Raw genomic sequence first — 14,279 nt, forward strand, 5'->3', positions numbered from 1 at the left:
TAAGGGGTTAGCTTATGTTAAAGCCTGTTTCATTTGCAAATATAAGGAGTAATAATTTACTTCTATAAAGTAACCCCATTTAGTAAAAAAAGTATTCTGCGGCAACAGGGAAAGAAGAGCATGTTTCATGGCCAAAAACATCGTTGATGGTGGCGTAGTATGCTTGGTTAGTTAATGCGCCTTCTTGAAATTCCACATTTAGCCAAATTTCGTCTAGGCTGACGCTGTAAAGTCTAGAGTCAACTATAGACTTGTCTGCACCTACAATTTCAAGGCTTACTTGTTGAGGGCTAACGAGAGTAGGCATAATAGCTATTCTAGCCGTTTTTTGGGGCGAGCTAACTAGTACTTGTGTCGAGAGGCTTTGAATACAAAAAGTAGCTTCAAGTCCAACAGGAGCCTCGTAATAATTATCTTGGGACTGCCGCTTAGATAATCGGTTGTTTCGAGCAGTAAAACTTAACCTATGCTCTCTGTTATTAGGAAATACGTAATTAGCCCTTGAAAAATTATGAGTATATGCACCATAGTTTTCGACTTCAGCGCTTATTTTATAATTGGCTTGGTAGTCTTCAACTGCGTATTCAGTGGACTCATCCAATTTTATATTGATCACAGAGTTTAGGTTGTCGACAAACTCTACTTCACCTGCCGTTACCCTATTACGTATTGTTGTAATAGGTGTAATAGTGTTAATTGAAGCTTGATTTATGCCATTGTAGCCGTTTGATTTAAGAAGACCATTGTAGCTAACAGTATGCTGTCCTAAGCGATAATCGAGTTGTCGAACTATAGCTAGTTCTTCAAATGTAACTGTTGCAGGTAAAAGGTCATAGAGTTCAACATATAGGGCAAGCGGGGTAGTGAAATTGACTTCAGTGGAAGAATTATAGCTATCGTTGCTGTATTGGTTTATTTCGGCACTATAGTCCGTAAAGCTCTTAGCTACTTTAGAATCACTGTGACTATATGCCAAATTTTTTACATCGAGTTGTCCTGAAAAATTTAGGATGAAACCATTTAAACTAGCGTCGTCTAGTTTTAGGTCAATATCACCGGTAATTCGATAAAACGAATCTAAACCTTCGCCTAAGGTGCATTGCTGAAAACTGGCGCTAAACATATCATTTACCAATGACAGTTCAATTTTTGGCTTGTCTACAGTTGTGTGCTGGGAGGAAAGGCATTCGATATGAGTGAGGCTTGGATCTTCTATTTTTTTATGTAACGCGGCTATCACGGTATCAATGAGATAAAACTGAGAATTAGCTTCGTTAAGAGATCTCCCAGTATGTATATAGCTGTCGTGCACGCTACTATTAACTTGCTGCTCGGATAATTTCTCGGTTGAGCTATTACAAGCGCTAAGGCCTAAGATGGCTATACTCAGTAAACTACTAATTATGATTTTATGGTGAGATGGCATAACTTTCCTTGTTGGATTTTTATCAATTTTTCAATGATTTATTTGTTTTTTGCATCTTATAAAGTTATATGTCATTTGTCTATGAAGGCTTTGGTCATACTATTTTATTGTGTGAAATGAATAGCGATTTAGCTTTGCTGAACAAGAATAAAAATCTATTATCGAACAATCTTTCCTCACTACTTGACAATATGTCCCCCAGAGCTGAATTACCGATTGATTCAATTAAATCCTCGTTTGTTAACCAGCTGGCAATCTCACACTTAGTTGTTGAAGCTGCCACCGGCTCGGGTAAGTCAACCCGTTTACCGCGTTGGGCGACAAGCTTGGGCAAGGTGTTGGTGGTTCAGCCGCGTCGAATTGCCTGTGAAGCCTTGGCTAGTTATGTTGCAGAGCAAGCTAAGTTGGCAGGAGAGCCTCATAAGGTGGGTTACTCGATTCGCTTTCATTCAACGGTAAACGAACATACCAATATTGCTTTTGTTACCCCAGGAATCGCCTTGCGCTGGTTGGCGGAAAATAAGCTTGGCGAATTTGCGGTGATTATTATTGATGAATTTCATGAGCGGCGTTGGGACTCAGATTTATTACTGGCTCTAGTAAAGCAACTGCCGATTCGAGTAGTGGTTACCTCAGCGACTTTGGAAGGTAATAAGCTCTGTGAATATTTAGCGGCGAAACCATTGAAAACTGAAGGCCGTGAGTACCCGGTAAGTTTAAGCTATGAAGCGCGGGAATCGCATCACTTGCCAGATATTACTCGAATCACGGATGCCATAAAAAGCGCCGTGAATAAGGCAATGAAAAAAGATGATGGCGATATCTTGGTATTTTTACCTGGGCGTGGAGAAATTCAACGTAGCCTTGCGAGCCTAGCGGATATAAATGCCGAAGTATTGGCCCTTCATGCCACGATTAGCGCTGAGCAACGTCGATACCTATTGGATGATTCATCGACAAAAGCTCGGCCTCGTCGAGTGATTTTAGCCACTAATGTGGCAGAAACCAGTTTAACTATTCCCCGAATAAGTAGTGTGATTGATTCTGGTTTAGAGCGCCGCACTAAACAACGAGCAGGGCGAACGGTGTTAAGTCTGGAGCGAATTTCTCGGGCCAGTGCCGAGCAGCGCAAAGGCCGAGCGGGCCGAGTGAGAGCTGGCCATTGTTACCGTTTATGGGGGGAGTTTGCGCCGCTTGAACAGGTCACTCCACCTCAAATGCAGCGTGAAGAACTACTTGAACCTATGTTGTTTGCTGCTAGTTGTGAGCAAGCGTTAGCTAACTTAGCCTTTTTAGAAGCCTTGCCAGAGAAGTCTCTAAACATTGCGACCGAGCGTTTAACAAGTATGCGAGCGCTTACCAGCCCTGCGAAGTTGAGTGAACATGGGCAACGTTTGTTAGCGCTGCCTATTGATAGCTATTTTGCTCATCTTGTGAATCTTATGTCGTCGCAAGCAGAGCGCGAAGCCATGTTGGATCTCGCGGCGGCACTCAGTATTAATAAAGCGATATTTCAAAAACCTAAGTCAGAACACGGTTTAAAGCAACTGAGTGAATGGCAGCTGCTGCATTGTGATATGACATTATTGCTGGATTTAATGCGCGGTAAAACTTGGCCAGAAGAGCTACTGGTTAATCAAGAGGCATTACATCAAGCTCAAGAGTTAGCCGAGCAGCTACGCAGTGTAATGGCAATGAATTACTTGGCCGAAGCCGCTCCCTATCAAAGAGATAAGCTGATTACGGCCATTTTAGTCGGCGCTAAGGAATTGGTATATGTGCGACGGGAAAAACGCCAAGACGCCATGGGGAATGGGTTTTCTGAGCTACAAATTGGCCGAGAAAGCCTGTTGGCGAACGAGCAGTTGGCAGCAATAGCCTTTGATGTTTACAGCATGCCCGGTCGAGGCCTTAAGCAGTTAATGAATATTGGTTTGTGTTTAGTGCCTGTGTCTATCGCTCTGCTGGCGGAGCAGCAATTTGGTGAACTGGAGGCTAAAGGGCATATTGATAAGCAGGGGCGTCAGCCAGTGCAACGTGTTTATGCTGGACGAGTGATTGCTAATGAAACCTTAGCCGCTAACCCTGAGCAGTATCGGCTCGGTTTGGCTAGGCGCTTATTGGCGAAACAGCAAGCAAGGTTTAAACAATTACGCCTACAAAATGACATAGACGCTTGGAACTTGTGGGTTAGTCTTGGTATTAAGCATGGAGGTGGTGAAGGCAAGGCAATTGAAGCATTAAGCTGGTTGAGTGATTACTTGCTGCAACTTGGTGTTGAAAACGCCGAAGATTTGGAACTAATAGAGCCTAGTGACATCGTGTTTGATGGTATTCCTGAATGGCAACGTTCAGATTTCGAACAACGCTTCCCTCAGCATTTGGTATTAGCTGATATCAAACTTGATGTGGAATACCTAGGTCGCTCTAAACAAGTGATTGTTCACTATCACTCTGGCGCTAGAAAAGGCGGACCAAAACGTTGGGAGCTGCCTAATTGGAGCGGTTGGCGGATTTTCTATAAAAAGGCCAGCAAACGCGTGGCCTTAACTTAGCTTTTTTCGCTACAGGATCGCTATTTAGACGTCATACGTTTTATGGTGTCGTCTTTTAACAAAAAGTGGTGATAAAGCGCGGCGCCAACATGAGCTGCTAGTGTCACGTATAAGGCTTGCGCAGCGTAATAGTGCACCTCTGAGGCAATACCATTTAACCATTCGTTTTTCTCAGCAAAGCCAGCAATGGTGAATAAGTCGAAGAAGTTAATTGCGTGGCCGCCGGCTAATGACATGATCATGCCCGAAATAGGCATTGCCAACATTAGCAAATATAAGGCTAAGTGTCCGGCGTGAGCCATTTTCAATTTAATGCCTTCACCAATAGGTGAGGGCACCTTGGTTATACGGTGCCAAATAATTCTTAAGAAGATAGAGGCTAAAGCGATAACACCCAAACCTTTGTGGAGGGAAAATAGCTCAGACTTTTCTGCTCCCCTTGGTAGCGTGTCCATATATAAGGCGATAGCCACCAAAGCGATGATAAGTGCCGCCATAAGCCAGTGAATAAGCTTACTGACTAATCCAAATTGCGTTGAGTTGTTTTTTACGTTCATGGTTAATTGCCATTAAGTTTTGTGTGGGTAAACTAACAAAATTGCAACTATTGTAAATTGCCTTTACGCATTTTTACGATCCGTCTCAGTATAGGCAAGATATTGTAGCTTGGGCACTTTTGGCAAATGGCTTGGGTGATGTTTGGTTGGCGGCAATGGCTATGCTAGCATGGCTGAATGAGTAGCAGATGGTCGGAGATTAAGCATTGAAACGATTCCTTAGCGTAGTGTTGCTGATGGCTATCGTCATGCTTTTGGGCTTATTTGCGATAGACCGCTATATCTCTAATCAGGTCTCGGGCCAGTGGTTTCGAGATATGCAACAAGTCCCCGCACAACCAGTGGCTTTGGTGCTTGGTACCAGCAAGTATGTAGGTAAACGCCTCAACACTTATTATACTTTTAGAGTAGAAGCCGCAGCTAAGCTCTATCACACCAATAAGGTTCAAGCCTTAATCCTCAGTGGCGATAATGCTACCCGCTATTATAATGAACCTGTAACGATGCTAAATGATGTACTGCGTTTAAACGTACCCAGAGAGCATATTGCGTTGGACTATGCTGGCTTTAGAACCTTTGATTCCATTGTTCGGGCACAACAAGTTTTTGGCCAAAACGCAATCATAATTGTGTCGCAACAGTTTCACGTAGAAAGGGCGCTATATATTGCCAATCAATATGGCATAGAAGCCTACGGTTATGTGGTGGATGATGCGCCTAGAGAGTTTCACTGGCGGGTGCGTTTACGTGAAGTACTCGCAAGAACCAAAGCCTTAATAGATCTACATATATTAAAAACTCAACCGCATTTTTTGGGTGAGCCTGAACAAGTTAATACTCGTAGTCCAGAACGTGAAGTATAGGTGTGTTATGAATCTAAGAATGTGGCTACTGGCCATACTGTGTGGTTATAGTTTCAGCTCTTTCGCGAGTTCTAACACAGAGATCACCCCATTTATTGTTGGTGGCAATGATGCGAGTCAAAACTATCCGTGGATGGCTCAGGTATTTGTTGGTAGCCAGCGTTGTGGTGGTGTACTGATTGGTGAATCATGGGTGCTTACTGCGGCGCATTGCACCTACGATGTAAATGCTGATGAAAAACACCTTGCCCCGTCTCAAGTGAAGGTGGTACTGGGTGTTTATGAGATGGTTAACAGTAGTCACGCCGGTGCTGTAGCCGTAAGTGAAGTATATCAGCACCCTAATTATGTGAGCCCATCTAGCTCGGGAGCGGCATTTGATTACGATGTTAGCTTACTGCGTTTAGCTACGCCTCAAACTATTACTCCACCGCTTATCAATGCGAGTCAGGTTACCGATGCTTTAAATAGTGGTGGCTTTATGAGCGTTATTGGTTTTGGGCGGGTTAATAGCGATCCATCAACCCCTGAGTATCCAGAAGTGCTGCAACAAGGTAATTTAAGCCTGTATGATACGTCGTCTTGCGCTAGTCGATGGTCCAATTCCACCATAACCGAACGTATGTTTTGTGCCTATGGTACTGATCAAGATGCTTGTTCGGGCGATAGTGGTGGACCGGTGTTTGTTCGTGAAGGCAGTGACTATCGCTTACTCGGTTTAGTCAGTTGGGGCAGTATTGGTTGCCAGAACCGACCTGGCGTTTATGCCGATGTAGGTAAAGTGTGCACTTGGGTGACCGATACCGCCAGCTTAGCGGGTGACAATAGTTTGCAATGTAATCAAACTCAGCCAGCTGTTTCTAGCGGGGGAGGAGCAAGTTTTTGGTTGTTATTAATGGTCTTTCCACTTGCCATGATTCGCTATCGATTCCCACGCCACCTTTTACTGCGCTAATCCTTGCTATTGCTGGCCGCAATCACTAAAATTGCGGCCTTGATTATAATCCAAAATCCCACAGAGTTTTGAGTCCCATGCGTGTTGCCGATTTTTCTTTTGATCTTCCTGATGAGCTAATTGCTCGATACCCAAAACAGCAACGCCGTGACAGTCGTTTACTTTACCTAAATGGCAACTCTGGTGAGTTACAGCATCAGCAATTTCCTGATTTACTCGATCATATTCAAGAAAATGATCTTTTGGTGTTTAACAATACTCGGGTTATTCCGGCGCGTTTATTTGGCCAAAAATCCACTGGTGGTAAATTAGAAGTATTAATCGAGCGCGTATTAGACGATCGCCGCGTGCTTGCGCATGTTCGCTGCTCTAAATCACCTAAACCTGGCAATCAACTGCGTTTAGCTGATGCTTTTGATGCAACTATGATTGCACGCCACGACGCCTTGTTTGAGTTGCGCTTTGACGATACTCGAACTGTGTTAGAGCTATTAGAGAGTTATGGCCACATGCCGCTTCCTCCCTATATTGACCGCCCTGATGAAGATGCAGATAAAGAACGCTACCAAACGGTTTATAACGAAAAGCCCGGCGCTGTTGCTGCACCTACTGCTGGATTGCATTTCGACGATGCATTGATGCAACAAATAAAAGATAAAGGGGCAGACACTGCTTTTGTCACTTTACATGTTGGCGCAGGAACTTTTCAGCCAGTAAAAGTTGAATCGGTTGATGAGCATGTGATGCATTCAGAGTACGCCGAAGTTGGTCAAGAAGTAGTGAGTAAAATTGCCAAGGCTAAAGCGGCTGGTGGCAGAGTCATTGCTGTAGGTACAACTTCGGTTCGCTCTCTGGAGAGCGCCGCTAAAGATGCCAAATCAAAAGGTGTAGAGTTGCAGGCCTATGCAGCTGAGACCGATATTTTTATCTTTCCTGGCTATCAATTTGAAGTGGTAGACGCCATGGTGACTAATTTTCATTTACCGGAATCCACGCTAATTATGCTGGTATCGGCTTTTGCCGGTAAAGATCATGTTACTCAAGCTTATCAAGCAGCAATCGACAATCAATATCGCTTCTTTAGTTACGGTGATGCCATGTTCATTACCCGTAAAGACGCATAACAAGACCTATGTTGAATTAGCTTAAATCAACATTGTAAAACAACACACTAACTCAATCTGAATCGGACTGTTTTTCCGATCTGAGGTGAACTATGAAATACCAATTATTGGCTCAAGACGGTAAAGCCCGTCGCGGTCGTTTAGAATTTGAACGCGGTAGCGTAGAAACGCCAGCATTCATGCCTGTAGGAACTTACGGCACCGTTAAAGGCATGACACCTGAAGAGGTGAGTGAAACCGGTGCAGAAATCTTACTAGGTAATACTTTTCACTTGTGGCTACGTCCTGGTCAAGAAGTGATGAAAGCCCACGGCGACTTGCATGACTTTATGAACTGGCAGGGGCCTATTCTTACCGACTCTGGTGGCTTCCAAGTATTTAGCTTGGGTGATATTCGCAATATCACCGAAGAAGGTGTGCATTTTCGCAATCCTGTAAATGGCGATAAGATTTTCTTGACCCCTGAAAAGTCGATGGAAATTCAAAACGACTTGGGGTCAGACATTGTGATGATTTTTGACGAATGTACGCCTTATCCGGCGACTGAAGCAGAAGCGGATAAATCAATGCAAATGTCTTTGCGTTGGGCCGCGCGTTCGCGTCAGCGTCACGATGAGCTCAACAACAAAAATGCGCTGTTTGGGATTATTCAAGGTGGTGTTTACGAACACCTGCGTGATGTTTCCCTAGAAGGCTTAACTAACATTGGCTTTGACGGTTACGCCATTGGTGGTTTAGCTGTAGGCGAACCTAAAGAAGATATGCACCGTATTTTGGATTATGTTGCACATAAAGTACCTGCCGATAAGCCTCGTTATTTAATGGGGGTGGGTAAACCAGAAGATTTGGTGGAAGGTGTACGCCGTGGTGTAGATATGTTTGACTGTGTAATGCCAACCCGTAACGCGCGAAATGGCCACCTTTTCACTGGCGAAGGCGTGGTTAAAATTCGTAATGCACGTCATCGAGAGGACACTAATCCACTAGATAAAGAGTGTGATTGTTATACTTGTCAAAATTATTCTCGTTCCTACTTGCATCATTTAGATAAGTGTAATGAAATCCTTGGCGCTCGTTTGAATACCATTCATAACTTGCGTTACTACCAGCGTGTGATGGAAGGTATACGAGAAGCGGTTGCCGCTGGTAAGTTTGACGATTTTGTAGCAGATTTTTACGCCAAATTGGGTCGCGAAGTACCACCTTTGGCGGAATAATACCCGATTGACCAAGCAAAGCCTTGTTTTTGCTCGGTCAGTCTCCATTTAATAAGATAGTTGTATTTTAATCTTAAGTTTTTTAATTTTTTAGTGAGGGTAACAATGAGCCTATTTATTTCTCCAGCATTCGCCGAAGGCGGCGCAGCATCATCAGCTGGCGGCGGCATGGAACTGATTTTCATGATGGTCATCTTTGCGGTGATTTTCTACTTCATGATTTACCGCCCACAATCTAAGCGTGTAAAAGAGCATAAAAACTTGATGACCTCGTTATCGAAAGGTGACGAAGTGCTAACAACGGGTGGTTTAGTCGGTAAAATCATTAAGATTTCTGAAGAAAACGACTACTTCCAGTTAAGCCTAAGTGATGACACAACAGTTACACTTAAAAAGGACTTTGTTTCAGCGGTTTTGCCAAAGGGCACGTTGAAGTCTCTGTAGTTGTAACTCGGTCACTAGGGATAAGATTTTGTTAAATAGATACCCTTGGTGGAAGAATGTGATGGTGGTCGCTTTGATTGCCATCGGTTTTCTTTACGCCATGCCAAACTTATACGGTGAGGATCCTGCCGTACAAGTTTCTGGCACTCGGGGCGCTCAAGTAGAGCTTGCCCAACTAGATAATATTCGCAACCACCTAACAGCACAATCTATCGACTTTCGCTCGGTTGGCTTTGAAGATGGATTGGCGTTAGTACGCTTACGTAACGATGCCGACCAACTTAAAGTAAAGAGCTTATTACATGATTTGTTAGGTGATGATTACATTGTTGCCTTAAACCTTGCCCCCGCTACACCGGGTTGGTTAGATGCCATTGGCGCAGCCCCACTTAAATTGGGCTTGGACTTACGTGGTGGTGTTCACTTCTTAATGGAAGTGGATATGGACGCTGCGATAAGCAAAGCGCAAGAAGGCATGATTCAAGATTTTCGTAGTGACTTACGCGAAGAAAAACTGCGTTATGCAGGGGTTCGCGCGCAAGGTGACGCGGTAGTGGTTCGTTTTCGTGATGAAGCAACCCTTGATAAAGCGATTAGTTTCTTAGACCGCAAATATAACGAGTACCAGTTTAGTGATGCTAGCCAAGGCGACCAATTCCGTCTAAGCGCTAAAATGACAGAAGCTAAACTAAAAGAAACTCGTGATTATGCACTTCAGCAAAACATTACCATTATCCGTAACCGGGTAAATGAGTTAGGTGTTGCTGAGCCACAAGTGCAGCGTCAAGGTTCAGAACGTATTGTTGTTCAGTTGCCAGGTGTTCAAGACACTGCGCGCGCCAAAGAGATTTTAGGTGCTACCGCTACGCTTGAATTTAGAATGGTAAATACTGACGCCGATTTACGTGATGCCGCGGCTGGTCGTGTTCCTCCTGGTTCTCAGTTAGCTAAGCGTGTCGACGGTTCGCCAGTAGTATTACGCAATCAAGTCATTTTAACCGGTGACCATATTGTTGGTGCTCAATCTGGTTTTGATGAATACAGTCGCCCACAAGTAAATATCAGCCTTGATAGCCAAGGTGGCAGTAAAATGGCTGGCTTTACTAAAGACAATGTTGGCCAATCTATGGCTACTCTGTTTATTGAATACAAACCTACCGGTGAGAAAGATGCCGAAGGTAAATCAATATTACAGCGCCAAGAAGAAGTGATTAACGTTGCGACTATTCAGTCTCGTTTAGGCCGAAGCTTCCGTATTACCGGTATTGATTCGCCTTCAGAAGCGCAAAATTTAGCCTTGCTATTACGTGCTGGTGCCTTGATTGCACCGATTCAAATTGTTGAAGAACGCACCGTAGGTCCAAGCTTGGGTCAAGACAACATCGACAAAGGCTTTATGGCCATTGTGATGGGCTTGTTGGCGCTGCTTGTATTTATGCCTTTGTACTACCGTAAATTTGGTTTAGTGGCCGACTTAGCCTTAGTGGCGAACGTAGGGGTAATTATTGGCTTTATGTCGATGATACCAGGCGCAACACTCACCTTACCGGGTATGGCGGGTATTGTTCTTACCGTAGGTATGGCGGTTGATGCCAACGTGCTTATTTTTGAACGTATTCGTGAAGAGCTAAAAGATGGACGCAGTCCTCAGCAGGCTATTCACCACGGTTATAGCAACGCGCTTTCAACTATTTCTGATGCTAACATCACCACCTTTATTACCGCGCTTATCTTGTTTGCGATTGGTACGGGTGCTGTAAAAGGCTTTGCGGTAACGCTAGCTATTGGTATTGCCACTTCGATGTTTACCGCTATTGTTGGCACCCGTGTGGTGGTTAACTTGGTTTGGGGCGGTAAGAAAATAGACAAATTGTCTATCTAGGAGCGACGACGTGTTTTATTTGTTTAAACCTAAAGACACTGTGCGTTTTATGTCGCACCGAAAACCATTTATTTGGTTTACCGTATTGCTAATGATTGCCTCTGTAGCAAGTTTAGCGATTAACAAAATCAACTGGGGCTTAGACTTTACTGGCGGTACCTTAATTGAAGTAGAGTTCTCACAACCTGCTGATCTTACTGAAGTCCGTGACGTAATGAACAACAATAGCTACCCAGATATTGTCGCTCAGTACTTTGGGTCACAAACCCAAGTATTGTTGCGTATGATGCCGCGCCAAGGTGTTGATAGCGAACACCTTGGCGATAGCATTATGGGTTTGCTGCGCTCTGAAGTAGATGCCGACGTTGAAATGCGCCGTATCGAATACGTAGGGCCTACGGTAGGTAAAGAGCTAGCAGAGCAGGGTGGTTTAGCCATTATTGCCGCGTTAGGTTGTATTTTACTTTACGTTGCAATGCGCTTTGAGTGGCGTATGGCACTAGGTGCTGTATTAGCCTTGGCACACGATGTTATCGCAACATTGGGCTTGTTCTCGTTGTTACAGTTAGAGTTTGATCTAACGGTAATCGCCGCCTTGTTGACGGTAGTGGGTTACTCCTTGAACGATACCATTGTTGTATCCGATAGGATTAGGGAAAACTTCCGTAAGTTACGTAAGGGCGACCCGGAAGAGATTATCGATGTATCGTTAACTCAAACCTTTAACCGAACTATTGTGACGTCATTAACTACCATTATGGTATTGATTTCGCTCTTCCTATTAGGTGGTGAGCTTATCCATAACTTTGCAACAGCATTGTTGTTTGGTGTGTTTATTGGTACTCACTCTTCTATATATGTTGCTAGTACGCTAGCGCTCTATTTAGGTATTAAGAAAGAAGACTTTATGCCCAAAGAGTTGGAAGAGAAAGAAGGCGCCGACCAAGACCCCATCATGTAAATATCAAAACCCGCTTCGGCGGGTTTTTTATTCTTAAGGAGAAGATAACATGGCCCATAACCCCCGCTTTTTAGCCTTAGTTGACGATTGCCGAACGCGTATTAAGGAATGTGATGTTCACCAAGTGCAGCAATGGCTAGCGCAAGGTTTCGAGTTCAAATTGATTGATAATCGCGAGCAAGACGAATGGCAAAAGAGCCGCATTCCTGGCGCTCAATACATGGGACGGGGGGTGTTGGAACGTGACGTTGAAACATTGATCCCAAATCTGGACAGTATGATTGTGATTTATTGTGGTGGTGGCTTTCGCTCTGCATTAAGCGCAGATAACTTAGTGAAGATGGGGTATACAAATGTTATCTCTATGGATGGTGGCATTCGAGGTTGGAAAGACGCTAACTATCCTTTAGAAGGGGCATAAAATGGACGAGCTTAGTCACTTAACGGTCCACTCTTTCGATATAGCTGAAAACACTCACTATTTCTTAGATAAAGCTCAAGCTGGTTTAGCCTATCAACACGCTGAAGATAAAAATGACTATCCAGAGTGGCGCGAACCTACTCCAGTGTTGCAACTGTTGGAGATAAAAGATACTTTGTTAGGCGAGTTTGCTAAACGTATCGCTTTTCTTGAGCTGCAACTAGAGCGCGCCGAGCTAGGTTCCGATAGTTTCGATTTGGGGGCTAGTTAGTCGTCTAAGTCCCAGCCCAATTCTTGGTTAAATTTATCAAGGTGAGGTTTAACCAAGTCTATATCGCTTTGTGAAACAGCTTCTAACTGAGTGATCCACTGATCGCTAACCTCAAACATTTGTAGCATTTGTTGCTTCTGCTCAGCACTTAGTTCGGGATTATCTAGCAGCTCTTGTTTCATGGTTTTGTATTGCTCAAGTTGCGCCATATTGTCTTCAGTACTAGCAGCCATGGCAGCAAATACCACTTGCTCAGTAGTTTGTGCCCAGCTTTCAATGTTTAAATCATGTTTAGATAGTATCGCTGTCACTTCATCACTTTTACTACTGCGGCTTAATTGACTCGCCATTTCATCAGCAAACTGACTCGGGTTATTAATATCTTGGAAAGTATTTTCTTGTTCTATTTGTTCAATGACGGGCAGTAGCTGTTTGCTGGCACTAAACCAACTGGTTAACTGTGACTCGGTAAGGTTCGCCGCATGGGCAATACCGCTGACAAAAAACAATAAAGAAAAGAGGAATTTCATACCGTTACCTTAAATTTATACTTTGTATATAAGGTAGAGGCATTGCAGATAAAAATAAAGCGGGCATTGCCCGCTTTATTTTCAGTATTGGTTTTTCGCTTAACCTTTTAAAGCGTCGGTTAAGTGAGGGCGGAATGTAGCAAGCATGTGCTTGAGTACTTTAGGGTTAGCACAAACAACATTACCAGTTTGGTAGAAATCTGTATTACCCGCGATATCCGCAACAATTGCACCGGCTTCGCGAGCCAGTAGTTCACCAGCGGCTACTTCCCATGGCTTGAGGTTTAATTCAAAGAAACCGTCGTGACGGCCAGCAGCAACATAAGCTAAATCTAATGCTGGGCTTCCACTGCGGCGAATGTCGCTACACTCAGCAAAAACAGCACCAAACATGGCTAAGTAGCTTTCGGTGTAATGCTTGCGGCGGTATGGGAAACCTGTGGCGATTAAGGTGCCTTCTAAATCTTTGGTTTTATTTACTCGTAAACGGTAACCGTCTAACTGAGCACTTTTTCCGCGAGAAGAAGCAAACAGCTCATTACGTAAAGGATCGTACACTACGCCGTGTTCGGTTTTTCCTCGAACACGTAAGGCAATAGATATAGCAAAGTGGGGAATACCTTTAATGAAATTGGTGGCTCCATCCAGTGGGTTAATAACCCATTGGTATTCGTCATCCGTGCCTTTGCTCAAACCATTTTTCTCTGTCACGAAAGAGTGCTCAGGGAAAGCGTTACGTATGGTGTCGACGATGCTTTTTTCAGAAGCCGCAACAACGTTTACTAGATAGTCGTTAGCGCCCTTTGGCGTTGCGTCAACTTTGTCTAATTGCTCATAAGCTTGAGTTACAACTTTACCTGCGTTTCGCGCAGCGCGAACCGCTATGTTTAGCATAGCATGCATGAATTACCACCAATTTGTAGAAAGAACATAAAAAATAACCGCCGGATTATAGTGAATAGTGTTCGCAAACACAATTTATTATAGACAACAGATTTAAACTTTTTCCAATCTAGCGACTAACGCTAGGGCTATGTTACAATCCTGCGCATTAAATTTAGGGTGAAGTAATA

At 43.9% G+C, this 14,279-nt stretch carries 14 protein-coding genes; 10 read left to right on the top strand and 4 right to left on the bottom strand.

What is annotated here, in order from left to right; translation table 11 throughout:
• Window positions 1-79: 79 nt before the first annotated feature.
• Window positions 80-1,426 carry a hypothetical protein gene (locus FFR00_RS07595; protein ID WP_137672790.1) on the bottom strand — a complete coding sequence of 449 codons (1,347 nt, stop codon included), beginning with the start codon at window positions 1,424-1,426 and terminating at the stop codon, window positions 80-82.
• Between the two features lie 191 nt (window positions 1,427-1,617).
• On the opposite strand from FFR00_RS07595, the gene FFR00_RS07600 reads away from it, so the two are divergent.
• Complete coding sequence (locus tag FFR00_RS07600; RefSeq protein WP_137672883.1) at window positions 1,618-3,981, top strand: helicase-related protein; 2,364 nt, start codon at window positions 1,618-1,620, stop codon at window positions 3,979-3,981.
• Between the two features lie 20 nt (window positions 3,982-4,001).
• Here the strand turns inward: FFR00_RS07600 and FFR00_RS07605 are convergent, their stop codons facing one another.
• Window positions 4,002-4,538, bottom strand: a complete 537-nt coding sequence (locus FFR00_RS07605) for a cytochrome b (protein WP_137672791.1) — start codon at window positions 4,536-4,538, stop codon at window positions 4,002-4,004.
• Between the two features lie 206 nt (window positions 4,539-4,744).
• On the opposite strand from FFR00_RS07605, the gene FFR00_RS07610 reads away from it, so the two are divergent.
• From FFR00_RS07610 to FFR00_RS07650, 9 genes are all read left to right on the top strand, one after another.
• A complete protein-coding gene (locus FFR00_RS07610) occupies window positions 4,745-5,401 on the top strand; it encodes a vancomycin high temperature exclusion protein (protein ID WP_235836177.1) in 657 nt (218 codons plus the stop codon).
• 7 nt (window positions 5,402-5,408) lie between these two features.
• Window positions 5,409-6,356, top strand: a complete 948-nt coding sequence (locus FFR00_RS07615) for a serine protease (protein ID WP_137672792.1) — start codon at window positions 5,409-5,411, stop codon at window positions 6,354-6,356.
• Window positions 6,357-6,433: 77 nt separating this feature from the next.
• Entirely contained in the window at window positions 6,434-7,480 is a 1,047-nt protein-coding gene (gene queA / locus FFR00_RS07620; protein ID WP_137672793.1) for a tRNA preQ1(34) S-adenosylmethionine ribosyltransferase-isomerase QueA, read from the top strand.
• Window positions 7,481-7,572: 92 nt separating this feature from the next.
• Window positions 7,573-8,697, top strand: coding sequence for a tRNA guanosine(34) transglycosylase Tgt (gene tgt, locus FFR00_RS07625; RefSeq protein ID WP_137672794.1), 1,125 nt, complete (start codon window positions 7,573-7,575; stop codon window positions 8,695-8,697).
• A gap of 105 nt (window positions 8,698-8,802) precedes the next feature.
• On the top strand, window positions 8,803-9,141 hold the full coding sequence (gene yajC, locus FFR00_RS07630; RefSeq protein WP_137672795.1) for a preprotein translocase subunit YajC: 339 nt from the start codon (window positions 8,803-8,805) through the stop codon (window positions 9,139-9,141).
• Window positions 9,142-9,169: 28 nt separating this feature from the next.
• Window positions 9,170-11,023 (top strand): protein translocase subunit SecD, encoded by a 1,854-nt coding sequence (gene secD / locus FFR00_RS07635; protein ID WP_137672796.1) that lies wholly within the window; start codon window positions 9,170-9,172, stop codon window positions 11,021-11,023.
• 10 nt (window positions 11,024-11,033) lie between these two features.
• On the top strand, window positions 11,034-11,984 hold the full coding sequence (gene secF / locus FFR00_RS07640) for a protein translocase subunit SecF (protein ID WP_137672797.1): 951 nt from the start codon (window positions 11,034-11,036) through the stop codon (window positions 11,982-11,984).
• A 49-nt stretch (window positions 11,985-12,033) separates the two neighbouring features.
• Window positions 12,034-12,405 (top strand): rhodanese-like domain-containing protein, encoded by a 372-nt coding sequence (locus FFR00_RS07645; protein ID WP_137672798.1) that lies wholly within the window; start codon window positions 12,034-12,036, stop codon window positions 12,403-12,405.
• 1 nt (window position 12,406) lies between these two features.
• Window positions 12,407-12,676, top strand: a complete 270-nt coding sequence (locus tag FFR00_RS07650) for a hypothetical protein (RefSeq protein ID WP_137672799.1) — start codon at window positions 12,407-12,409, stop codon at window positions 12,674-12,676.
• Here FFR00_RS07650 and FFR00_RS07655 read toward each other — a convergent pair.
• Entirely contained in the window at window positions 12,673-13,206 is a 534-nt protein-coding gene (locus FFR00_RS07655) for a hypothetical protein (protein WP_137672800.1), read from the bottom strand. The genes FFR00_RS07650 and FFR00_RS07655 overlap by 4 nt on opposite strands.
• A gap of 99 nt (window positions 13,207-13,305) precedes the next feature.
• Complete coding sequence (gene suhB / locus FFR00_RS07660; protein WP_137672801.1) at window positions 13,306-14,109, bottom strand: inositol-1-monophosphatase; 804 nt, start codon at window positions 14,107-14,109, stop codon at window positions 13,306-13,308.
• Between the last annotated feature and the right edge of the window lie 170 nt (window positions 14,110-14,279).

Source organism: Agarivorans sp. Toyoura001, from assembly GCF_005405585.1.
Lineage (GTDB): Bacteria > Pseudomonadota > Gammaproteobacteria > Enterobacterales > Celerinatantimonadaceae > Agarivorans.